This is a genomic window from Pelistega indica (genome assembly GCF_000506865.1).
Classification (GTDB): Bacteria; Pseudomonadota; Gammaproteobacteria; order Burkholderiales; family Burkholderiaceae_B; genus Taylorella; species Taylorella indica.
Window position 1 is genome coordinate 1 of the sequence record NZ_AYSV01000069.1, and the last position, 23,827, is coordinate 23,827.

Here is a 23,827-nt window from a genome sequence, read left to right on the forward strand (position 1 = left end):
AGTCTCTTTTTTGCTAAGACGAACTGGTCATTTTGATTGTTAGGCAAATTTCTTATTTCGGTTTTGATGTTGCCTGTTTTTCATTGCATTTTAGCGTTAGTAATCCACAGAGTTTTAACTTATATTTTGATGAATTTAGTATAATTTCTGATGAAATTTTCAACACATCTCTTTTAGGACTTCACTCTTATGTCATATTTTCCTGAATGGCGCAAAGTCGAGCAGATTACGCCAGGGACGGTCGTGGCTCCCAACGAATATTTACCCATTAGTCAATCCTTATTAATGGGCGCACAGCACGTTGTTGCTATGTTTGGTTCAACAGTTCTTGCACCATTATTAATGGGGTTTGATGCGAACTTAGCGATTTTAATGTCTGGTATTGGTACATTGATTTTCTTTTTCTTTGTTGGTGGACGAGTACCAAGTTATTTAGGCTCAAGCTTTGCCTTTATTGGTGGTGTAGTATCTGTTACAGGTTATACAGCAGGTTCAGGATTAAATGCAAATATTGGTGTTGCTTTAGGCGCCATTATTATGTGTGGCTTGGTTTACACCATTATTGGCTTAATCATTTGGTTTGCTAATACCAAAGGGAATGCATCGGAGTGGATTGAAAAATTAATGCCCCCTGTAGTAACTGGTGCGATTGTTGCTGTGATTGGTTTAAATCTTGCTCCTATCGCTGCTAAAGGTGCTATGGCAAGTGGATCAATCTTTGATGCGTTAATGGGCATGATGACTATTCTTTGTGTGGGTGGTGTTGCTATCTTTACCAAAGGATCACTACAACGGCTAATGATTTTAATTGGCTTAATTTTCGCTTATTTAATTTATTATGTATGTGCAAACGTTTTAGGATTTGGACAGCCAATTGACTTTACGGGTATTCAAAATGCCGCTTGGTTTGGTTTACCAACAATGAGTTCACCCGTGTTTGATATGAGTGCTATTACTGTGATTGTACCTGTAGCGGTGATTCTAGTAGCGGAAAACCTAGGCCATATTCGTGCTGTTAGTGCCATGACAGGTCAAAATTTGGATCAATATTTAGGTCGTGCATTTGTGGGTGACGGTGTGGCGACAATGGTGTCTGGTTCTGTTGGTGGTACGGGTGTGACTACCTATGCTGAAAATATTGGTGTGATGGCGTTGACTCGTGTGTACTCAACACTATTATTTGTCGTAGCGGCAATTTTTGCGATTATTCTTGGTTTTTCTCCAAAGTTTGGTGCCTTAATTCATAGTATTCCTGGTCCTGTACTTGGAGGTGTATCAATTGTGGTATTTGGTTTAATTGCAGTTGCTGGTGCACGTATTTGGGTCATTAATAATGTAGATTTTTCAGACAACAAAAATTTAATTGTTGCAGCGGTAACATTGATTATGGGGGCAGGTAACTTTGCGTTTGAAATTGGTAGTTTCAGATTAGAAGGTATTGGGACAGCTACTTTTGGTGCCATTATTCTATACGCCTTATTAAATCGTAAGTCAAAAACAGCAACAGAGTGATAAATATCAGTAAATTTCATTAAGACTACTTGAAATTAAACTAAAAATCACTATAATGTACTCAAGGGCGCTCTGCATTGCGATGCAGAGCGTTTAATTTTTAGGAAAACATAACTATAAAGGGACTTATTATGTCAACAGCTTTACCATTAACGGTGTCAGGGGCTAAGCGATTAAATGAGGAGTTGGCCCGTCTAAAATCAGTAGAACGTCCAGCAGTTATTGAAGCAATTGCAGAAGCTCGTGCTCAAGGTGATTTATCTGAAAATGCTGAGTACGATGCAGCTAGAGAGCGCCAAGGCTTTATTGAAGCGCGTATCAAAGAGCTTGAAGGTGCATTGTCTAATTCTCAAATAATCGATCCTACCACCTTAGATGTGGATGATAGAGTTGTATTTGGCGCAACAGTAAAATTGGAAGATTTAGAATCAGGTGATACTGTACAGTATCAGATCGTTGGTGATTTAGAAGCAGATATTAAGCAAAATCTTATTTCTATTTCTAGCCCAGTGGCTCGTGGTTTAATTGGTAAATCAGAGGGTGATGTGGTATTGATTCGCGTACCGTCAGGGGAACGTGAATTTGAGATTCTTGAAGTGAGTTACGTCTGAGACCAATCCTGGCCCAATTATTGGGAGGATGGTATAAATACTATCCTCCTTTTTTTATGGGCTGAGATTTTTATCAAGGAAAAAGGTGTTAACTTCTAAAAACCTCAAGCCTTAAAGTCTTTTAACGTCCTCTACGACCGGCACGTAATGTTAATGCACTTCCTTTGCGAGTAGGGATATTAGGTTTAGCAGGACGTGCTATTACTTTGTTCGCTTTGGTTGTGCTAGTTGTGCGTTGAGGTTTTTTAGGTGCTAAGTCATCATTACCTTTTGGTGCTGATGATTTATATTTTTTATCCTTGATTGTTTTACCTGCAGCGGCTAATTTCTTGGGTGTATATTCTTCGTTCGGCGCTCGTCTACTACGCTCAAGAGGAGGTTTAGCTGGTGCTAAAAAGTGAGCATGCTCAGGCGTATTACGGAATAAGGTTAAGATTTTGCCCAAATGAGCGACTAACTGACAGTCAAGTTCTTGGGTGATGGTATCGGCAATAGTAAGACGATTTTCGCGGTCGTCCCCAGCTACTTGGACTTTTATTAGTCCATGAACTGTTAAACTATGGTCAATCTCTTTAAGGACAGAAGGTGTAAGACCATTGTCACCAATTAAAACGACAGGTTTTAGTGAGTGAGCTGCGGCACGTAGCGTGCTACGCTCTTTAGAAGAGAGTACAATTTTCGATATAGTCATTTTCGTTAAACTCAAACAGTATTAATTAGGATTTTAGGCAAATGCCCAAAAAAAAGTTCTCAAAAGAATGGATTCATCAACATATTAATGACCCATACGTAAAACTAGCCAAGCAAAAAGGGTATCGGGCAAGAGCGGCATTTAAGCTGATAGAACTTCTTGATACCGAAAAACTTATGCATAAAGGTGACATTATAGTCGACTTAGGCTCAACACCAGGCAGTTGGTCACAAGTTGCTCGAGAAAGATTGTTAGGACCTGGTGGTGTGATTGATGGCCGGGTTATTGCCTTAGATATTTTACCAATGGAACCGATTGCTGGTGTTGAATTTATTCAAGGTGATTTTCGAGAGGATGAGGTTCTTGAGCAACTTAAAGAAAGAGTGGGTGAGCAACAAGTAGATTTAGTGATTTCTGATATGGCTCCAAATCTTTCTGGCATTAGCTCTGCAGACTCAGCAAGGATTGAACATATTGTTGAGTTAGCGATTGATTTTGCGACAAATCATCTAAAACCAGAGGGTGCTTTAATTGTCAAGGCTTTCCATGGGAGTGGTTTTTCTCAATTAGTGGAGCTGTTTAAACGTCATTTTAAACGTGTCGTAGAGCGTAAACCACAAGCATCAAGAGATAAATCCTCTGAAACATTTATTGTCGGTAAAGGACTAAAAAATCGCTCTTGATTTCTAAGTTTTTCCCCTAATATAAAAAGAACGTAAATAGAGCGTACTTAACAGCCTGTTTTGCCCACAGGAATAATTTCTCATGTAAAATAGGTCTGTTAAGCTAAATTGTAATGAGTAAAACTGTCTGAGTTTTACGCAGGAGTATTCTACGTTGAACAAGAATTTTTCAAAATTTGCCATGTGGGCGATTTTTATCGTTGTATTGTTTACTGTATTCAAACAATACGATGATGTTGGACTGTCTAATCCTAATGGCGTATCTTATAGCCAGTTTATGGCTGACTCTAAAGCAGGAAAGATTAGTTCTGTTGTTATCCAAGGTAATACACTAACCGTGACCCCTAATGATGGTCGACCTTATGAAATTACAACACCAAATGATATTTGGATGGTTGGTGATTTGATGAATGATGGTGTTAAGGTAACAGCTAAACCTATAGAAAAGGCCTCGTTCTTAACAACAGCGTTGATTTCTTGGTTCCCAATGATTCTGTTAATTGGCGTATGGATTTTCTTCATGCGTCAAATGCAAGGCGGAGGCAAAGGTGGTGCTTTTAGTTTTGGTAAATCTCGTGCCAAAATGCTTGATGAAAGCAATAACCATGTGACGTTTGCTGATGTTGCCGGGGTTGAAGAGGCGAAGGAAGATGTACAAGAATTAGTGGATTTCTTAAGAGACCCATCAAAATTCCAACGTCTTGGTGGACGTATTCCTCGAGGTGTCTTAATGGTAGGTCCTCCAGGGACAGGTAAAACGCTACTTGCGAAAGCAATTGCAGGCGAGGCTAAAGTTCCGTTTTTCACGATTTCGGGTTCAGATTTCGTTGAAATGTTTGTGGGTGTAGGTGCTTCACGTGTTCGTGATATGTTTGAGAATGCTAAAAAACATGCACCATGCATTATTTTTATTGACGAGATTGATGCTGTTGGTCGTCAGCGTGGCGCTGGTGTTGGTGGTGGTAATGACGAACGCGAACAAACACTTAACCAGATGCTAGTTGAGATGGATGGTTTTGAGTCTGGGCAATCTGTGATTGTGATTGCGGCAACCAATAGACCTGATGTGCTAGACCCTGCATTGTTACGTCCAGGTCGTTTTGATCGTCAAGTGGTCGTAAATTTACCAGATGTACGTGGTCGTGAGCATATTCTAAATGTACATATGCGTAAAGTGCCATTGGCTCCCAATGTAAACCCATCTGTTTTAGCACGTGGTACACCGGGCTTTTCAGGGGCTGATTTAGCGAATCTAGTGAATGAAGCTGCTTTATTCGCTGCTCGTCGTAATGGTCGCACTGTAGATATGGTGGACTTTGAAAAAGCCAAAGATAAAATCATCATGGGTGCAGAACGTCGTTCAATTGTGATGCCAGAAGAAGAGCGTAGAAATACCGCTTATCACGAAGCTGGTCATGCGATAGTGGCGTGGTTATTACCTAAAACGGATCCAGTTCACAAAGTAACTATTATCCCTCGTGGGCGTGCATTAGGGGTGACTATGCAATTACCAGAAGGTGATCGCTATAGTATGGATAAAGAGCGTCTATTGAATATGATTTCAGTCTTGTTTGGTGGTCGTATTGCAGAAGAAGTCTTTATGAATCAAATGACGACAGGCGCTTCTAATGACTTTGAACGAGCTACTGCATTAGCACGTGATATTGTGACTCGTTATGGTATGACAGACTCATTAGGTCCTATGGTATATGCAGAAAACGAAAATGAGGTGTTCTTAGGTCGTAGTGTGACTAAAACGACTCATGTTTCTGAAGCAACGATGCAAAAAGTTGATGCAGAAATTCGTAAAATTATTGATGAACAGTATAAAGTTGCTCGTGATTTGATTGAAGCTAACCGTGACAAAATGGAAGTAATGGCTAAATCATTGCTTGAGTGGGAAACGATTGATGCAGAACAAATTGCGGATATTATGGCAGGTAAGCAACCACGCCCACCTCATGAGCCTGATAAACCTTATGACAGCAAAGGTGACTCAACACCTCCAGCATCTGGCGTAGCTGTTGTGGCAGCGGATGCTCCAACGGCAGTTGATGCTGACAAAAAAGAGGGTGGTGGCGATAAAAATGCCACAGAGCCAATCTAATCTGTTGTACTAATAAACATATAGCAATTATATGAATTCTATTTTTCAATGCGGACGCTTCGAACTACGGTTCGAACGTCCTTTTATTATGGGTATTGTCAATGTAACCCCAGATTCTTTTTCTGATGGGATGCAACATTATTCCACCCAAGAAGCTATTGCCCACGGCTTAAAATTAATTGAAGAGGGTGCGGATATTTTGGATATTGGGGGAGAATCTACACGTCCTGGTGCAGAGCCTGTTCCTATTGATGAGGAAATTAGACGTATAGTTCCTGTTATTGAAGGACTTAATGACTGTGGCGTTCCTTTATCCATTGATACTTTTAAACCAGAAGTAATGCTTGCTGCTTTAGAGGCTGGTGCTGATTTGATTAATGATATTAATGCACTGCGTGGAAAAGGGGCTATTGAGGTAGTGCAACAGTTTCCAAATTGTGGAATTTGTATTATGCATATGCATGGTCAGCCAAAGACAATGCAAGTCAATCCGCCCGATTATAATAATGATGTTACCCAAGCTGTTTATGATTTTTTGGCTGAACGTATTGCTCAAATGGAGCAGAATGGTATAGCGTCAAATCGTATTATGATTGATCCTGGTTTTGGATTTGGTAAAACTGTTCAACAAAATTATCAATTATTAGCAAAGCTACCTCTTTTAAAATCTCTAAATAAGCCTATACTAGTGGGAGTTTCTAGAAAATCCATGATTGGTTCTGTGACTGGTTTGGATGTCAACCACAGATTATCTGGAAGTATTACTGCTGGATTAGCTAGCTTGGAGAGAGGAGCAGTGGTGCTACGTGTACATGATGTATGGCAAACAAAGAGCGCAGTAGAGGTATGGAAAACAATTGCACAGGAGTCGAATAAAAAATGAGTCGCAAATATTTTGGTACCGATGGGGTGAGAGGTAAAGTAGGTGGTCCAGTTATTAATGCTGAATTTGCTTTAAAGTTAGGGTATGCAGCTGGTCAAGTGCTAACGGCACAGCATGAAGGAAATAACCGTCCTGGTGTCTTAATCGGTAAAGATACTCGTGTATCAGGCTATATGTTGGAATCGGCTCTTGAAGCAGGGTTGAGTGCAGCAGGGATAGATGTTTTTTTAGCGGGACCTATCCCAACGCCTGCAGTAGCGTATTTAACTCGTGCATTACGTCTTGATGCAGGTGTGGTCATTAGTGCCTCTCATAATCCTTATTATGATAATGGGATTAAATTTTTCTCTGCACATGGTATGAAACTTCCTGATGAAGTTGAAGCAGAAATTGAGCGTTTATTAGATGAGCCTATTGGTTGCGTTGATTCAGAAAAAATTGGTCGAGCAAAACGTATCGAAGATGCGGCTGGGCGCTATATTGAATTTTGTAAAAGTACATTCCCTCATGACCTAGACCTAAGAGGATTACGTATTGTTGTTGATAGTGCTCATGGGGCTGCTTATCATATTGCACCACCTGTGTTCCAAGAGTTAGGTGCTGAGGTGATTACGATTGGATCGAACCCAGATGGTTTTAATATTAATAAGAATGTAGGTGCGCTACACCCAGAAATATTAGCCTCAACGGTGAGTGCTTATCGTGCTGACTATGGGATTGCCTTGGATGGTGATGCTGATCGTATCCAGATGGTTGATTCTAGAGGTAATATCTATAATGGCGATCAACTGCTATATGCTGTTGTGCTTGAAAGATTAAAAAATGGTCCTGTCAAAGGGGTGGTTGGCACATTAATGACAAACTACGGCTTTGAAAAACGGATGAATGAAATGGGTATTCCATTTATTCGTGCTAATGTAGGTGACCGCTATGTGATGGAACAATTACTTGCTAATGGTTGGCTATATGGTGGTGAAAGTTCAGGGCATTTATTGTGTTTGGATCGTCATACCACAGGGGATGGGATTATTGCGGCTTTACAAGTGTTAACAGGGTTAGTACGTAATAAGACAACTCTAAAAGAGTGGGTGAAAGATTTAGAGATGTATTCACAGGTTATGGTGAATGTTCCTATTGATTCTGGTATTGATTGGAAAAATCATGCAGGTCTAATAGAAGCACAAAAACAAGTAGAGCAGAAATTAGCTGGTCGTGGACGTACCTTAATCCGTGCGTCAGGGACAGAGCCAAAATTACGTTTGATGGTCGAAGCAGAAAACTATACGTTAGCGAAGTCATGTGTTGATATATTAGCCAACGTAGATTTGAAAAAAGCGTAGTGAATAAGTTGAGAAATAATAAAACAAACGTTTTATTATTTCAGACTGTCGATAAAGTTGTACTTTCGGCGTGCAGGTTTTTATAATGAGTTTAAGAGGTTGCTGTCTTTGTAATTTTATATAAAAAACTGCACGTCAAAATCAACAATCTGAGATAATAAAACAAGTGTTTATTAAATAATAAAACAAACGTTTATTAAATAATAAAACAAGCGTTTCATTATTTCTTGTTTGTGAAAAAAAATTGTAAAATGTCTTTGCTAAACTAAACACTTTTATAAAGACTAAGGAAAAAAATAAGATATGCGTGAGATTCTCAGAACGCAATCATCAGATGTCCCAGGAGATGCGGGGCTTGTCTTAGGATTTGCAGAAACAGCGGCTGAGGTTGAAGCCTTGCAGCGGTTACGTTACGATGTGTACACAAAAGAAATGAATGTAATCTTTCCTGATGCAGTTGATGGCATAGATAAAGATAAATACGATGAATTTTGTGAACATTTGATGGTATGTGATGAAAGAAACAATCAAGTTGTTGGTACCTATCGCATATTAAGTCCAGAGCATGCAAAAGCAGCAGGGGGCTATTATTCAGAATCTGAGTTTGATATTAGTTCATTAGATAGTGATCGTCATCTACTTACAGAATGTGGTCGTTCTTGCACTCATCCTGATTATAGAGGTGGTCCAGCAATTATGCTGTTGTGGACTGGTCTTGCACGCTATTTATTCATGCATAACTATCGTTATATGTTGGGATGCGCCAGTGTTAGTCTAGCTGACGGTGGTATTCAAGCAGCAGAAGTTTGGCGTGCAGCTAAACAAGAGATTATGCGCCACCCTGAACTTTCTCAAGTCAAACCATTATTACCTTATCCACTAGATAAATTACCTGTCTTAGAGGGAGATGCTCAAGTTAAAGTACCTCCGCTGATTAAGGGGTATTTAAAGATTGGTGCAAGAATTTGTGGTGAACCAGCATGGGATAAAAATTTTAATTCCGCGGATTTCCCTGTGATTATTGATTCTCATTATATGGATAAGCGTTATTTAAAGCATTTTGGACTCTAGCATAAGCTGTTTTGAATCTCCCCAAACCACTAGTACCTTGTCAGGGATAAGTGGATGGGGAATCATTTGTCCACGGATACCATAAGTTTTTTCTAGGTTATCAGTGGTTAGCACTTGGTTGGGAACACCTTCCGCAATTAGTTTTCCCTCAGCGAGCAAGGCTAGACGATCACAATATAGTGCTGCTAGATTGACATCATGTAAAACAAGCAAAATGCCAATATTGAACTCATGTGCTAATCGTTTAAGACATTTGAGAACACTTTGTTGATGTTTAGGGTCTAGGCTAGATGTTGGTTCATCAAGTAAGCAATATGGGCTATTTTTAGTGATATGTAAAGAGGCAAATAGTTGGACTAGAATCCGTGCGAATTGTATCCGTTGTTTTTCTCCACCCGATAAGTCTTGGTAAATACGATCAATTAACGGTGAAACCTCTGCCCATTCACAAGCCTGTAAAATAAGTTTGTCTCGTTCTGATACAGAAAGTTCAGGAAAAGGATAAGTACCCATTTCAATCACATCATGTACGCTTAATTCAAAGTGTAAACTTGGGTATTGAGGTAATACACTGCGACAACGAGCCAATTGACTAGCAGGTGAGGTGAGAACATTTAATGAATTAAGGGTCACTTCGCCAGATAAGAGTGGTAAGGTAATTTTATCACCAGCCATAATAGTTGAAAGTGTGGATTTACCTGCGCCATTAGCACCTAATAATGCCACCACTTCACCATTCTTAATTGTTAATGATACGTGATCAAGAACAGGGCGTGTACTACTATGCTTGACTAAGATATTTTTTGCTACAAGACCTAAGACAGGTGAAGAAGATGTTGTCATTGTCATATACGTTTATTTCTTAGTAAGAGATAGAGAAAGAAAGGACCACCAAATAGACTCGTTAATAAACCAACGGGAAGCTCTGCAGGTGTAATGAGGGTTCTGGCAACAGTATCTGCCAATGTTAATAATAATGCTCCACCTAGGATAGAAGCGGGCATAAGTTGTTTGTGATTTGCTCCTAATAGCAGGCGCATAATATGGGGGACAACTAATCCTATAAATCCAATTCCTCCTGTGACAGCTACTAATGGACCCACTAAAAGAGCTACAGTGAGGATTAAACGTTTACGTAGCGCAACCATGGAGAAGCCTAAGTGGACAACTTCACGCTCACCCAGTAAGAGAGCATTGAGAGCTTTCCATTGTGAATAAAGAAAAAATAAACCAATGAGTGTCCAAGGGATTAAAAAATAGAGTAAATGCCAAGAGCTGGTTGCTAAACTTCCCATACTCCAAAAAGTTAAATCACGTAACTGAGCATCATTAGCTATATATGTTAGGATGCCAATACTACTAAAAGCAATGGCATTAATCGCAATGCCAGCCAATAAAAGACCAAGCAATATTTCCAAAACGTTGTCCAATTAAATACGCTAGAAGAGTTGCGATCAGACTGCCCAAAAAAGCTAAAGTGGCAATAAGTGGTAGCCCTGCACCAAATAATACAATTGCAACTACTGCGCCTAGTGACGCACCTGCAGAAATTCCCATTAACCCTGGTTCCGCAAGAGGGTTACGGAATAGAGCCTGCATGACTACACCTGCAATGGCAAGTACTGCCCCAACAATGGTGGATAGAATAACGCGTGGAAGACGAATATCAATGAGTACTTTCTGCACTAGGGTGTAGGATTCAGTTGTGGATTTGAATAAAACCCCGCTTATTTCTGACCATGAAATACGAACAGCTCCGTATCCTACCGATATAGCAATGATAACCAATAGGCATACTGCTAGCAGTAGATGAAAATTAAAAAGGCTTTTTTACAAAGTACATAAACTAGCTGTCATTAAAGGTTAGTGGCGGTTTTTATTTGGCGTATAGCCTCTCCTGTTCGAGGACCAAGCCCCATGGCAAGTAAGTCATCCAAAATAATAATACGATTATTTTTAGCGGCAGGAGAATTTATGATAGCAGGATGTGATTTTATTTTCTCTATACCTCCACTTGCTTTCGCGGAGAACTCTGTGACAATAATGAGTTCAGGTTCAATATTAGCAAGATTTTCTGCTGATACAGGTTTATACCCTTGTTGATGAGCAAAAATATTCTCAACACCAGCAGATTTCATAATTTCATCTGCAGCAGTATGCTTACCAGCAGCCATCAATGCACCTGTACGATTAATGAGTAAAACTGTTTTCAATGCTTTGCCTGGCAAAGCTTGTGCAGAAAGAATATCTTGTTTTACCTTATTAATTAGCTCCTCTCCTTGTTCTGATGCATTTAGTAATTGTGAAATTTGCTTAATGCGAGTATAGATAACTTCAATAGAAGGGGAGTCGGCAATCGATATAAATGGAAGTAAGTTCCATTAAATTTTTTTAAATTATCAATTGTTTTTTTGGGGCCAGCTTGCTCAGAAACAAGAACCATATTAGGATTAAGAGAAATAATACCTTCAATAGGTAAGGCTCGGTAATAGCCTACCTGAGGAAGTTGCATAGCTTGTTGTGGATAAATACTTGAACTATCAACGCCTACTAAATATTTTTCTTGATTGAGAGCATAAATAATTTCCGTAATACTTCCCCCTAAACTGATAATTCGATTTTCATGAGAGGAAGATATATTAGCACGAGCAATGGTGCTGTATAAGGTACTTAAACTAAAGGTAATAAGAATATAGAAGAGTATTTTTTGATCATTTTAATAGTCATAGGTAATTTACTTAGTACATCATGATGGATTAAGGATATATTCTTTTGAATGAGTAGGAGTAATGTTTTGTATTAATCACTTTTCAATGGTTTAGAACAAATAGATAACATGAGTTGTCTCCATTCTGGTAGTTCGGGGTTTCCTGGCTTGCGAGCTCCAAAAAATTGAGCAATCATTTCACCTCCTTTTTCATAGAGCTCTAATGATGTAACCCATCCATCTTGAGAAGGTTTATTTACAACCCAAGCGCTGGCAATATCATTAGTGTTTAGGTGAAGATTGAATGTTGGGTCGAGCACATTAAACCATGGGCCTGTTCGGAGGAGTTTTTGTATTGGCCCAGTATGAATTTGAATTAAATGAGGGTTACCTACAAAACACATAATTGGTAGACGCGTATTGGCAGTGTGCGTAAGTATTTTTTCAATAATACTAGTAGGATTTTCTAACTTTTGTGCCAAATCATTCCCAGCTGAAGCGAGGGCGGTCAGGCGATGAATATTCCATTTTTGCAACAATGGAAAGAAATCATGAGTATCTTGCATGGACAACCATTCATCACGTAATTCACTAGGAGCCTGTGAAGTATACTGATGATGGACAGTAATATCTTCTAGAGGAGGGACAAGTTCAGAAGATGTAAAGTCAGCAATTAGTTGATGAAAAGCTTCGTTATTTGTTTTTTCAGTGAGATAAACCTTATGAATAGCCACCCCAGCTTTATCAAAAAATTGAATACTATGTCGACTATCTTGAGAAACAGCCCAGACAGTTTGCCAATTTGATAAAAATAACCGTAAATCAATATCGGCACCAAGAACCAATCCTACAGGTGCTTTACCTACAGATATTTTTTCATAGTTTCCTTGTTTTTCATGCACACACCATGGATTTCGGGTTAAGGCCATGACATGTCCTAGTTCTCCAAGGCGACGAAAAATTTCTCTAAATTGTGTTCCAAGAAAAACACTTCTTACGCCACAGCATTCAGCCTGTACAAGATCTCTTTCACTAACCCCTAATTTGTCAGCCACATTTTTGATTCGTAGATGAGGTTCTGTTGTAAGTAAGCTTTGAGCTTGTTCTTTTAATGTAGAAAGATCCATGAGATTTCCTTTTTGAAATAATAAATTGAATGAAATGTTGTCTTAATAGAACCAATCAGATTACTTTTTTCAAGAGTTAGATGTTACAAAAATGTAATTTGATAGGTGTTCTCTTTAAATTTATTTATGATATTATAAATGATAATTATTATCATTCTTATTATAAAGAAATAAATAGTTTTTAGAGGAATGTAAATGCAATTATTTCAGTTAAAACCATTAACGCTAGGATTAGGGATGGCATGTAGTGGATTAGTTTTTGCCCAAACGGATGCCACAGTAAACAGTACTAATAACGCCAGTAAAAAAGATACTGTTCCTATCTTATCTTCTATAGTTGTTACACAAGACTATTTAACAGACACCCCTGCAGCTGCTGATAAAAAAGTGACAAAAAATGAGTTGGAACGTGAAAATATACAGAGTTGGTCTGATTTAAGTAAACGATTAGATGCAGGATTGAATTTTAATGAGCGAAATAAAAGCATTAATATACGCGGCTTAGATGGTGATCGGGTTAATGTAACTGAGGATGGAATTCCTTTACCCTGGCTAAATGATGGTACTCGAGGTGTAACAGGTGGTGTAGATGGTATTAATTTTAATAATATAGCTAGTATTAATATTCAAAAAGGAACAGGTTCTCATGGTACAAATGCATTAGCTGGTACTGTAGCGATACAGACATTAAGGGCAAGCGACATTTTGACTGAAGGAAAGAATATTGGTTTTTTAGGTAGAAGTAGTTATTCAGGGTATGACAATAGCTGGTTGATAGATAGTGCATTAGCTGCAAGATTAGGAGCAAATACCAGGGCACTTATTCAATATGGTTATAAGCAAGGACATGAGGCTAAAAATAAAGCTTCTGTTGGAGGGTATGGCAGCAATCGTAGCAAGACCAATCCTCGTGATTATGATGTAAATCAATATTCTTTACGCCTTGAACATGATATGTCACCATCACAACGGATTGGTTTGGGAGTGAGTATGTACCAGTCTCAAAGCGAAATAGATGAATTAAATCAACAGGGCCCTATTATTAATTCGACTACGGGAGTTAAAACAGAGAATTATTCAATTGGTCAATATCAATCAAGTGAAAAAACTCAACGAGAACGTGTTTGGTTGGAATATGATTACAAAACACAAGAGAATTTCACTGGTTTGGACCAAATTTCAGCTGTTTTATATTGGCAGAAAACAAAACGAACAGATGGTATAGATGCCTATAGGAACCATAAAACAACAACACGCAGTGGGCTCGTGTATAGTATTCATCCTTATGGTGATTATATGCGTAGTAATATGGTTCAATCACAAAGTTATGGTTTAAATCTTAAGGCATCAGGTACGGTGGGAAATGAGGATTTTTCATCTCGTTGGATGACTGGCTTGTTATGGGATAGAGGATATTTTAAACAGTACTCTAGAGGAAATGATAGCTGCTCAAATGGGCAAGCACAAACAGAGTGGGATAATGTCACTTTGCCAGCGATAAAAACGGCGTTTACACTCTTAGGTATTCCATTATCTCAAAAGGCTTTGCAAGGGGCTTATACAGGTTATATGATGGGATGCAGTTTCTTGCATACTAATCAGCAGGATATCCCCAATGTTGATACCAATGATGTCAGTATTTATTTGCAAAATACGTTTGCTTGGAATAATAATACTTTTCAAGTGACTCCAGGTATTCGTTATGATTACTATCAACGCCACCCTAAAGGAACATCACAATTTTCAGCTTCTACTATAGATTTGTTAGCTGGAAGTTTTGCTAAAAGTAGTGATGGTTATTGGTCTCCCTCTATTGACCTACGGTATCAACCGATAGCAGGATTAAATTTTTATACGCGTTATAGTGAAGGATTTAGAGCGCCTACAGCTTCAGAGTTGTATATGCAATATGGTTCAGAAGCTAATTATTTACGTCGTGGTAATCCAAATTTACAACCAGAGACAAGCAGAGGTTACGAAATAGGGGTCATGTATGAGAATCAAAATCTGACAACTTCGTTAGCATTTTTTGACCAGTATTATAAAAATTTCATCGAATCTAATCTAGCTATTGATGAGAAAATTTATGCACAGTTACAAGCTCAAGGTTTATATCCATATGGTGTTTTTGAAACACGTAATTTGAATAAAGTCAGAATTTATGGTGTTGAAGCATCTGCCTTTTTAAATTTTCAACAAAATTGGCATTTAAGAGGCTCGCTTGCTTGGTCAGTAGGTAAAGATAAAACAAACAACACTTATCTTAATTCAGTTGCTCCTTTGAAAGCGATTATTAGTTTGGGTTATGACAAAACTAATTGGGGTTTAGAAGGAACATGGACATTAGTAGCAAAACGCAGCAAAGTGAGATATCCAGCTTCTGATTTTAAAGCAGGTGGATATGGAGTATTTGATTTGTTTGGCTATTGGGCACCAGAATCAGTTAAAGGATTTCGAGTACAGGCGGGGCTGATGAATGTATTTGATAAGAAATATTGGATTGCAATTAATCTTCCAACGTATACAGGTGCTAGTGGGCAAACTGATCGTTCGATAGACTATTATACAGAACGGGGTCGTCATGCTGTGTTATCACTAAGCTATCAATATTAGCAAGAAAAACATCCACATTACTATCGTTGTCACTAAGGCATAAGTGGCAACGATAAAGCATGAATGAAAAATGCCTTGGCCCTTAAAATTCTTCGATACTAAATTCAAAGCCGACAGATTCCCACTCTTTACTTTCAAGATCCAGGCTGTAGCGAGTGAGAGGGTGTGTCTCTAACCATCTTTTATCAATTTTTAGAGATATATGCTGTTGGCGATTGGTATTTAGTTGTAACTCTACTTTAGGTGGTTGACGTTTTCTGAGGAATAACACTGATAATCTTAAACACAAAATAGCCTGCCATTTGTCCATACTCAAATGCTGAATTTGTGCTTTGTTCAATCGACCTTGATGTAGTAGCGCTAATGTAGCTAAACGACGCTGATCATCTCTTGAAAAACCGGGCATATCGGCATTTTCTAATACATAAGCGGTATGTTTATGATAGGACACTTGAGAAATACTCAAACCAATTTCATGTAAATCAGCTGCCCATCCTAAAACACGACGCATATCTTCTTTATTATTGGCATTAATGGAATCAAAGAGTCCAAGAGCAAATGCTTTCACACGTTGTGCTTGTTTGGTATCAATATGATAACGTCGAATGAATAATTTAACTGTTTCATCACGTTTGTCTGATGCCTCATGGCGACCAAGCATATCGTATAGCACACCGACACGTAAAGCACCTTCACCTTGGTACATACGCTCAATTTTAAGTGTACGGAAAATAGCCAGCATAATGGCTAAACCAGCAGGTAAAACCTCCATACGATCGACTTTTAGTCCTCTTAATTCAGGCGTATTGGCTGAGCCGTGTTGAATAAGTACTTTTTTAAGCTTTAGCATGCCTTCTAGAGTAATGCCTTTGTCAGAAAAACCAGAGTCTTGTAGCACAGCCACTAAGGCTTTTGCTGTTCCAGATGATCCAAAAGCCTGCTCCCAACCCATTTTACGATAGGCTTTACTAATGACTTCTAATTCTTTGCTAGCTGCTAATTCTGCCTTTTCAAAGGCTTGAGCTGTAACTTTCCCTGAAGGAAAATAGGCTTTGGTATAACTTACACAGCCCATATGCAGAGATTGCATTAATTTTGGTTCTAAGCCCTTACCAATAATAAACTCAGTCGAACCTCCGCCAATATCCACAACTAAACGTCCCTCTTTAGATGGAGGAAGCTCATGTGCTACCCCTGAGAATACTAGACGCGCTTCTTCTTGACCTGAGATAACCTCAATTGGAAAACCTAAAGCATTCTCAGCTCTGGGAAGTAATTCATCAATATTTTTGGCAACACGGAATGTATTGGTAGCAACGGCACGAACTCTTGTTGCTGGAAAGTCATGAATACGTTCTCCAAAGCGTTGTAATACATTAACAGCACGTTGAATGGCTTCTTCACTTAATACATTATGCTCATTTAAGCCAGCGGCTAGGCGGACAGTTTCTTTTAATCGATCAATAGAATAGATTTGAGTGATGCCTTCATGTTGAACAATCCTGCCGACAGAAAGTCGAAAACTATTTGAACCTAAGTCAATTGAGGCAAGTAAATTATCCATTTCCATGTATCGCTACCTTTGCAATAAGAGTGGTTTAAATTTTAGCGTAAAAAAAAAGCAATAACAAGTATTTTTTAAAATAGCAGTCAGAATTAATCTCAATATAGGAAAAATAATTTAGACTGAAAGGATTAGCACGTTTAATGTAAACTTTACTTTTTCGCTATCCAATAGTCTATTTTCAGCGTAAAGATTTTTCGTCAATAAATAGTCATATTTATAGGGTATATTGGGAAGTTTATATATTTTTTGTAGCATCTAATGAAATAATAAAAACTAAGGTAGTACATTCTTACATTACTAAATATTAAACTCATGACATCCACGACGACTATGCAAATGCCTAATTTTATCAATCGAGAATCATCACTCATTCGTTTTAATGAACGAGTATTAGCAATGGCTGAAAACCGAAATACGCCTTTGTTGGAAAGGCTTCGTTATGTTTGTATTGTGAGTTCAAATTTAGATGAGTTTTTTGAAATCCGAATCTCTAATTTAAAAAGCAAGTTAGCGAATGACCCCTATACTGTTGATGCTGATGGATTAACGCCAATAGAGGCGTTTGATAAGAATTGAAAAACAAGTCCATGCTCTTGTAGAGAGGCAATATGCATTATTGAATACAGATATTTTGCCAAAGCTACGACAGCATGGTGTTTATTTGTATAAGTCAAATGATTTTACAGAAAAACTACATGCGTGGGCAAAAGATATTTTTGAAAATGAAATCTTCCCGTTACTCACGCCAATTGGGCTAGACCCATCACATCCATTCCCTAGAGTTCTTAATAAAAGCTTGAATTTTATTGCGTCATTGACTGGTCAAGATGCTTTTAATCGGCATGCTTCAATCGCTATTGTGCAGGCACCTAGAGCATTACCACGTTTAATTAAAGTCCCTGAGGAGGTATGTGGGCAAGCAAATGGTTATGCTTTATTATCAACCTTAATGCAAGTATTTGCTTCTGAAATTTTTCCGGGAATGGAAATAAAAGATTTCTATCAATGGAGAGTAACTCGTAATAGTGATTTATTTGTTGAAGAAGAGGTACAGGATTTACGTTTGGCATTACAAGGGGAATTATCACAACGTAATTTTGGTAATGCCTTACGTTTAGAGGTCATGAAAGGGATGCCTGAGTATTTAGTGAAATTCCTTCAGCAAGAATATGGTTTAGATGAAAGAGATACGTACCATACTGATGGTTCGGTGAATTTGGTCAGAATTATGCCATTAGCTGATGTTCATGCTGGTGAGGGGTTACATTTTCCACCTTATCAAGCACCAATCCCAGCACCATTTAACAAAATGTCTACTAATCCAGCAGATATGTTTGCAGAGATTGCTAAACAAGATTTGTTACTGCATCATCCATACCAATCTTTTCAACCCATATTGCATTTCTTAAAAGCAGCGGCATTTGATCCTAATGTAGTAGCAATTAAGCAAACGATTTACAGAACGGGTGAAGATTCAGAATTAATGAATTTATTAGTTCAAGCGGCAAAATCTGGCAAGGAAGTCACTGTTGTTGTGGAATTGATGGCACGTTTTGACGAACAAACCAATATTAACTGGGCAGCAAAATTAGAAGAAGTTGGTGCGCATGTTGTGTATGGTGTTGTGGGACATAAAACACATGCAAAAATGGCTTTAGTATTAAGACGTGAAGGCAAGAAATTAGTTCGTTATGGACATTTAGGAACAGGGAATTATCATCCCAAGACAGCACGCTTATATACGGACTTTGGCTTACTGACTAGTCATAAAGATATTACTGAAGATATGGATAAAATCTTCTCGTTATTAACAGGGTTAGGAGCAAGACGACCGCTGAAGATTTTATTGCAATCGCCATTTACGTTGCATCAACAAATGCTTACACGTATTGATGCTGAGATTGCAGCGGCTAAGAGTGGCAAAAAAGCCAAAATAATGCTCAAAATGAATTCGTTGGTAGAGAGAGAGGCAATTGAGAAGTTGTATGAGGCGAGCCAAGCAGGAGTAGAAATTGATCTTATTGTTCGAGGAGTATGTGCATTAAGAGCTGGGGTAGAGGGCTTGTCTGAAAATATTCGTGTTATCTCGATTATTGGACGCTTCCTTGAGCATTCGCGAGTCTTTTATTTTTATGACGGAGGAAAAGAAACTGTTTTCTTATCTTCTGCTGACTGGATGGATCGGAATTTCTTTAGACGAGTAGAAGTGGCATTCCCTGTACTAGATGCTACTTTGAAAAAACGAGTTATCAATGAAGCTTTAACAATGGCATTTAAAGATAATCAGTTGGCATGGAAAGGTGAATCAGATGGTAGCTATACTTTGATACGTAATCGACGCCAAGCATTTAACTTGCATACCAAATTAATGCAATTGTTAGGATCACAGAAGTAAACTTAACTTTTATGTGGATTATGCCAACTGTCATAAATAGTGTCGAAAATATATAATAGAGACATAGAATAAGCTTATACCTGTCTAGAAATAGGCAGGTATATTTTTGCTCAAAATAGTTGGGTAATATTATTTTTATATTAAAAATCAATTGGTTATATTTATTGGTAAGTGGTGTGTGTTGCAACTTGTCTACATTTTTATATTGCATATTGTTGTTTTTTACCACTTATCTGATTTGGTTTTGAGTGAAATATTCATGTAATAATTCAGTCGTATGATGTCACCTAAGTAAGGTAATTACGATTAATTCAAATAATTCTTAACTTAGAAGGTGATGACATGTTAAAACACGCATTCAAAAAAATTACATTAGCAGTAGCATTAGGTACAACTGCATTTTCAGTTCAAGCTGCTGTTGAAGTAACTGGTGCTGGTGCTTCTTTCCCATACCCAATTTATGCTAAATGGGCTTCTGACTTTGCTGCTGCTACTGGCAACAAAATTAATTACCAATCAATCGGTTCTGGTGGCGGTCAAAAACAAATTATCGCTAAAACAGTAAACTTCGGTGCTTCTGATGACCCACTATCAGAGCAAAAATTAACTGAAAATGATTTATTACAATTCCCAGCAGTTATCGGTGGTACAGTACCAGTTGTAAACATTCCTGGTGTTAAAGCTGGTCAATTAAAACTATCTGGTTGAAGTTTTAGCTGAGATCTTCTTAGGTAAAATCACTAAATGGAATGATGCAAAAATTAAATCAGCAAATAGTGATGTTAGCCTACCTGATGCAAATATCGTTGTAGTTCACCGTTCTGATGGTTCTGGTACTACTTTCGGTTGGACTAACTACTTATCAAAAGTATCTGCTGAGTGGAAAGAAAAAGTTGGTGAAGGTAAGTCAGTTAAATGGCCTGTAGGTCAAGGTGGTAAAGGTAACGAAGGTGTTGCTGCTTACGTTGGTCAATTACAATTCTCTATCGGTTATGTTGAGTACGCTTATGCTAAACAAAATAACTTAGCATGGACTTCTGTACAAAACAAAGAAGGTAAATTTGTTCAACCAGAACAAAAATCTTTCGCAGCTGCTGCTTCTAATGCAGACTGGAAAGGTACACCAGGTATGGGTGTTGTGTTAACAAATGGTGCTGGTGCAGATAGCTGGCCAATCACAGCAGCTACTTTCATCCTAATCAACAAAAAAGTTGAAAAACCAACAGAAGTTAAAACAGCTCTAGAATTCTTTGACTGGGCATGGAAAAATGGTGCTGAATCAGCAACTAAGTTAGACTATGTTCCATTACCAAAAGAAGTTACTGATTCAGTACGTAAAACTTGGGCTGCTGAATTAAAAACTGCTGATGGTAAAGCAATTTGGCAATAAGACGTACAGATAACACGTAACACTCAATAATGTTAGTGTTTTTGATCTAGTCTAAAAAACATGGCAGATCTAACCGACTGCCATGTTTTCTTATATAAAGTGATTTTAATAATGAATCAAACAACTAGCAATTCATCATCACCAACGCAGCGTAACGTTTTTGCAGATACTATGTTTGCAGGAACGACACGCTTTTTTGCTTTTTTTGTTTTTGTACTATTAGCAGCAATTTTAATCTCTCTTATCTATGGAAGTCGTGAGACAATCCTTGAGTTTGGGCTGAGTTTTTTTACCACCAATGATTGGAATCCTGGAGAAGATATATATGGTGCTGTTGTACCTATTATTGGTACATTAATTACGGCAGGTATTGCGTTATTTATTGCTGTACCCGTGTCGTTTGGTATCGCTATGTTTTTAACAGAATTGTCACCTATGTGGTTAAGACGCCCATTAGGTACGGCTATTGAGATGCTAGCTGCGGTACCATCAATTATTTATGGTATGTGGGGACTTTTTGTCTTTGTGCCATTGTTCCAAAAATATATTCAACCATTCTTAATTGATACGCTTGGCGCTATTCCTGTTATTGGCAGCCTATTCCAAGGAGCACCTTTTGGGGTTGGGTTGTTTACAGCAGGGTTAATTCTTTCTATTATGATTACCCCATTTATTGCCTCCGTTATGCGAGATGTATTTGATGTGGTGCCTCCTATGTTTAAAGAGTCAGCTTATGGTTTAGGCTCTACTACGTGGGAAGTTATGTGGAAAGTTGTTCTACCCTATACAAAGAATGGTGTAGTAGGTGGCATTATGCTGGGCCTAGGTCGTGCGTTAGGTGAAACGATGGCAGTTACTTTTGTGATTGGTAATGCATTCCGCTTACCGAATAGCATTTTTGATCCAGCCAACTCGATTGCATCAGCGATTGCAAATGAATTTAACGAAGCGGATGGTTTACAGAAATCTGCATTAATTGAGTTAGGCTTAGTACTATTTATTATTACAACCATTGTTCTTGCTTTCTCTCGCTTACTTGTCGCTCGTATGGCTAAGAAAGAAGGTAAACGTTCTTAAGGAAAAAGCATGGCAAATACTACTCTTTCTAATTCGGCTTTACATGCAGGTAATCCAATCTATAAACGCCGTAGTGTTGTTAACAAAATCATGCTATTTTTGTCATTTGTGACATTAGCTTTTGGTTTGTTTTGGCTGTTTTGGATTATTTTTACCTTAATTCGTAAAAGGTGCAGGTTCTCTCTCACTGTCATTATTTACTGATATCACGCCAGGTCCGGGTGAATCTGGAGGGCTTAAAAATGCCATCTTAGGTTCTTTCTTGATGTCAGCAATAGGAACGTTAATTGGTACACCAATTGGTATTTTGGCAGGAACGTATCTTGCTGAATACGGGCAACGTGGTTGGTTAGCACCGACAACACGATTCTTAAATGATGTGTTGCTATCAGCACCTTCAATTGTGATTGGTTTGTTTATTTATGCGTTAATCGTGTCACAACAAGGCCATTACTCAGGATGGGCTGGTGCATTAGCACTTTCTATTTTGGTTATTCCTGTTGTGGTGAGAACAACGGATAATATGTTAATGCTGATTCCGAATAATCTGCGTGAAGCAGCGGTTGCATTGGGTTGTCCTAAATGGCGTATGATTACTAAGATTTGTTATAAAGCGGCTCGTGCAGGGATTATCACTGGTGTACTACTAGCTGTAGCGCGTATCTTAGGTGAGACTGCTCCATTATTATTTACAGCCTTATCAAATCAATTTATGTCATGGGATATGAATGCACCAATGGCTAACTTACCAGTGGTGATTTTCCAATATGCAGCAAGTCCATTCAAAGATTGGAACCAACTCGCTTGGGCAGGTGCGACGTTAATTACCTTATTTGTATTAGGTTTAAACATTATCGCACGTAGCTTATTCCGTAAATAAAGCAAAATTTAGGTAGATAAAAATGTCAGATTTAATATCAGCAGAAGATACAAAATTAGAAGTTAAAAATTTAAACTTTTATTACGGAAACTTCCACGCAATTAAAAACGTTAATATGCGTATTCCTCGTAATAAAGTAACCGCTTTTATTGGTCCATCAGGATGTGGTAAATCCACTTTATTACGTACGTTTAATCGTATGTTTGAACTTTATCCTGGTCAGCGTGCAGAAGGTGAGCTTTTACTTGACGGTGAAAATTTACTGACGACAAAAACCGATATTTCTATTATTCGTGCTAAGGTTGGTATGGTTTTCCAAAAACCAACACCATTCCCTATGAGCATTTATGATAATGTGGCTTTCGGTGTACGCTTATTTGAAAAACTTAGTAAGTCTGAAATGGATGAACGTGTTGAATGGGCGTTATCAAAAGCGGCTTTGTGGAATGAGGTAAAAGACAAATTAGACCAAAGTGGTAATGGTTTGTCTGGTGGGCAGCAACAACGCTTATGTATTGCACGTGGTGTAGCGGTAAAGCCAGAAGTACTTTTACTTGATGAACCATGTTCGGCATTGGATCCAATTTCTACAGTAAAGGTGGAAGAGTTAATTACTGAACTTAAAAAGGACTATACAGTAGCTATTGTTACGCACAATATGCAACAAGCAGCTCGTTGTTCTGACTATACAGCCTATATGTACTTAGGTGAATTAATTGAGTTTGGTGAAACTAACGAGATGTTTATTAAGCCTAAACGTCAAGAAACTCAAGACTATATTACTGGTCGTTTTGGTTAATCTTGGCTAAGAGTCTAGTTAATTATTTATAGTTAAAATAAATTAGTAGGTCACCTTCTTTGCGCTACGTTTCCTTTGAGAAACGTAGCGTATTTTTTATTGGTTAATCACCTAGTTGTCCATTATTAGAAAATAGGTAAGCGTCCGTAAGCGTCCGGTGAACACATGTATTCATTCCTGCTAAATTGCGCGACACTATGGTTTTGTGTATGTTAGGAGAAATCAATGCCGTCTTTAATGCGTATCGAGACCGCCCAACGAGTGGGAATTCAAGAGCAAGCGTCTAGCCTACTGGCACTAGATAGAATCATCCTGGTGAGTGAGGCGACAGATTTACGAGCGGGGATGGATACCTTGCGCACTAAGGCAACTGA

The 23,827-nt window shown here is 38.3% G+C and carries 16 protein-coding genes and 4 pseudogenes; 13 read left to right on the forward strand and 7 right to left on the reverse strand.

The window, feature by feature from the left end:
- The first annotated feature begins 189 nt into the window (after window positions 1-189).
- The gene (locus tag V757_RS19935) at window positions 190-1,512 is read left to right on the forward strand and encodes a solute carrier family 23 protein (RefSeq protein WP_023950377.1); all 1,323 of its coding nucleotides are present in this window, start codon (window positions 190-192) and stop codon (window positions 1,510-1,512) included.
- A 131-nt stretch (window positions 1,513-1,643) separates the two neighbouring features.
- Window positions 1,644-2,123: a transcription elongation factor GreA gene (gene greA / locus V757_RS19940; RefSeq protein ID WP_023950379.1), complete on the forward strand. Its 480-nt coding sequence runs from the start codon at window positions 1,644-1,646 to the stop codon at window positions 2,121-2,123.
- A 121-nt stretch (window positions 2,124-2,244) separates the two neighbouring features.
- Here greA and yhbY read toward each other — a convergent pair whose 3' ends face one another.
- Complete coding sequence (gene yhbY, locus V757_RS19945) at window positions 2,245-2,808, reverse strand: ribosome assembly RNA-binding protein YhbY (protein ID WP_173391499.1); 564 nt, start codon at window positions 2,806-2,808, stop codon at window positions 2,245-2,247.
- 47 nt (window positions 2,809-2,855) lie between these two features.
- On the opposite strand from yhbY, the gene V757_RS19950 reads away from it, so the two are divergent.
- The 5 genes from V757_RS19950 (at window position 2,856) to V757_RS19970 (ending at window position 8,898) form a co-directional block, all read left to right on the forward strand.
- The gene (locus tag V757_RS19950) at window positions 2,856-3,497 is read left to right on the forward strand and encodes an RlmE family RNA methyltransferase (RefSeq protein ID WP_023950383.1); all 642 of its coding nucleotides are present in this window, start codon (window positions 2,856-2,858) and stop codon (window positions 3,495-3,497) included.
- Window positions 3,498-3,651: 154 nt separating this feature from the next.
- The gene (gene ftsH / locus V757_RS19955; protein WP_023950385.1) at window positions 3,652-5,604 is read left to right on the forward strand and encodes an ATP-dependent zinc metalloprotease FtsH; all 1,953 of its coding nucleotides are present in this window, start codon (window positions 3,652-3,654) and stop codon (window positions 5,602-5,604) included.
- Between the two features lie 31 nt (window positions 5,605-5,635).
- Window positions 5,636-6,487 (forward strand): dihydropteroate synthase, encoded by an 852-nt coding sequence (gene folP / locus V757_RS19960; RefSeq protein ID WP_023950387.1) that lies wholly within the window; start codon window positions 5,636-5,638, stop codon window positions 6,485-6,487.
- Complete coding sequence (glmM, locus tag V757_RS19965) at window positions 6,484-7,827, forward strand: phosphoglucosamine mutase (protein WP_023950389.1); 1,344 nt, start codon at window positions 6,484-6,486, stop codon at window positions 7,825-7,827. Before folP ends, glmM begins: the two co-directional genes overlap by 4 nt.
- Window positions 7,828-8,130: 303 nt before the next feature.
- Window positions 8,131-8,898 (forward strand): GNAT family N-acetyltransferase, encoded by a 768-nt coding sequence (locus tag V757_RS19970; protein WP_023950391.1) that lies wholly within the window; start codon window positions 8,131-8,133, stop codon window positions 8,896-8,898.
- On the opposite strand, the gene V757_RS19975 is transcribed toward V757_RS19970, so the two are convergent.
- The 5 genes and pseudogenes from V757_RS19975 to V757_RS19990 all read right to left on the reverse strand — a co-directional run bounded on the left by V757_RS19975 (window position 8,878) and on the right by V757_RS19990 (window position 12,732).
- Window positions 8,878-9,747, reverse strand: coding sequence for an ATP-binding cassette domain-containing protein (locus V757_RS19975; protein WP_023950393.1), 870 nt, complete (start codon window positions 9,745-9,747; stop codon window positions 8,878-8,880). The genes V757_RS19970 and V757_RS19975 overlap by 21 nt on opposite strands.
- Window positions 9,744-10,704 (reverse strand): annotated as a pseudogene (locus tag V757_RS19980) (FecCD family ABC transporter permease). The gene V757_RS19975 and the pseudogene V757_RS19980 overlap by 4 nt, the downstream one beginning before the upstream one ends.
- Window positions 10,705-10,754: 50 nt before the next feature.
- Window positions 10,755-11,261 carry a heme/hemin ABC transporter substrate-binding protein gene (locus V757_RS27500; protein WP_081710659.1) on the reverse strand — a complete coding sequence of 169 codons (507 nt, stop codon included), beginning with the start codon at window positions 11,259-11,261 and terminating at the stop codon, window positions 10,755-10,757.
- Complete coding sequence (locus V757_RS29935) at window positions 11,192-11,602, reverse strand: ABC transporter substrate-binding protein (protein WP_081710660.1); 411 nt, start codon at window positions 11,600-11,602, stop codon at window positions 11,192-11,194. The genes V757_RS27500 and V757_RS29935 overlap by 70 nt, the downstream gene beginning before the upstream one ends.
- Before the next feature lie 95 nt (window positions 11,603-11,697).
- Entirely contained in the window at window positions 11,698-12,732 is a 1,035-nt protein-coding gene (locus tag V757_RS19990; protein ID WP_023950397.1) for a hemin-degrading factor, read from the reverse strand.
- A 195-nt stretch (window positions 12,733-12,927) separates the two neighbouring features.
- Here V757_RS19990 and V757_RS19995 point away from each other — a divergent pair, with 195 nt between their 5' ends.
- Window positions 12,928-15,345 (forward strand): TonB-dependent hemoglobin/transferrin/lactoferrin family receptor, encoded by a 2,418-nt coding sequence (locus V757_RS19995; protein ID WP_023950399.1) that lies wholly within the window; start codon window positions 12,928-12,930, stop codon window positions 15,343-15,345.
- Between the two features lie 82 nt (window positions 15,346-15,427).
- Here the strand turns inward: V757_RS19995 and ppx are convergent, their stop codons facing one another.
- Window positions 15,428-16,909, reverse strand: a complete 1,482-nt coding sequence (gene ppx / locus V757_RS20000) for an exopolyphosphatase (protein WP_173391500.1) — start codon at window positions 16,907-16,909, stop codon at window positions 15,428-15,430.
- Window positions 16,910-17,224: 315 nt separating this feature from the next.
- On the opposite strand from ppx, the pseudogene ppk1 reads away from it, so the two are divergent.
- From ppk1 to pstB, 5 genes and pseudogenes are all read left to right on the forward strand, one after another.
- Window positions 17,225-19,307 (forward strand): annotated as a pseudogene (gene ppk1 / locus V757_RS20005) (polyphosphate kinase 1).
- A 342-nt stretch (window positions 19,308-19,649) separates the two neighbouring features.
- A pseudogene (gene pstS, locus V757_RS20010) lies at window positions 19,650-20,697 on the forward strand (phosphate ABC transporter substrate-binding protein PstS).
- Window positions 20,698-20,808: 111 nt separating this feature from the next.
- On the forward strand, window positions 20,809-21,774 hold the full coding sequence (gene pstC, locus V757_RS20015) for a phosphate ABC transporter permease subunit PstC (protein WP_023950403.1): 966 nt from the start codon (window positions 20,809-20,811) through the stop codon (window positions 21,772-21,774).
- Between the two features lie 9 nt (window positions 21,775-21,783).
- Window positions 21,784-22,654, forward strand: a pseudogene (gene pstA, locus V757_RS20020) (phosphate ABC transporter permease PstA).
- 22 nt (window positions 22,655-22,676) lie between these two features.
- The gene (gene pstB / locus V757_RS20025) at window positions 22,677-23,453 is read left to right on the forward strand and encodes a phosphate ABC transporter ATP-binding protein PstB (protein WP_023950405.1); all 777 of its coding nucleotides are present in this window, start codon (window positions 22,677-22,679) and stop codon (window positions 23,451-23,453) included.
- Window positions 23,454-23,827 lie beyond the last annotated feature (374 nt).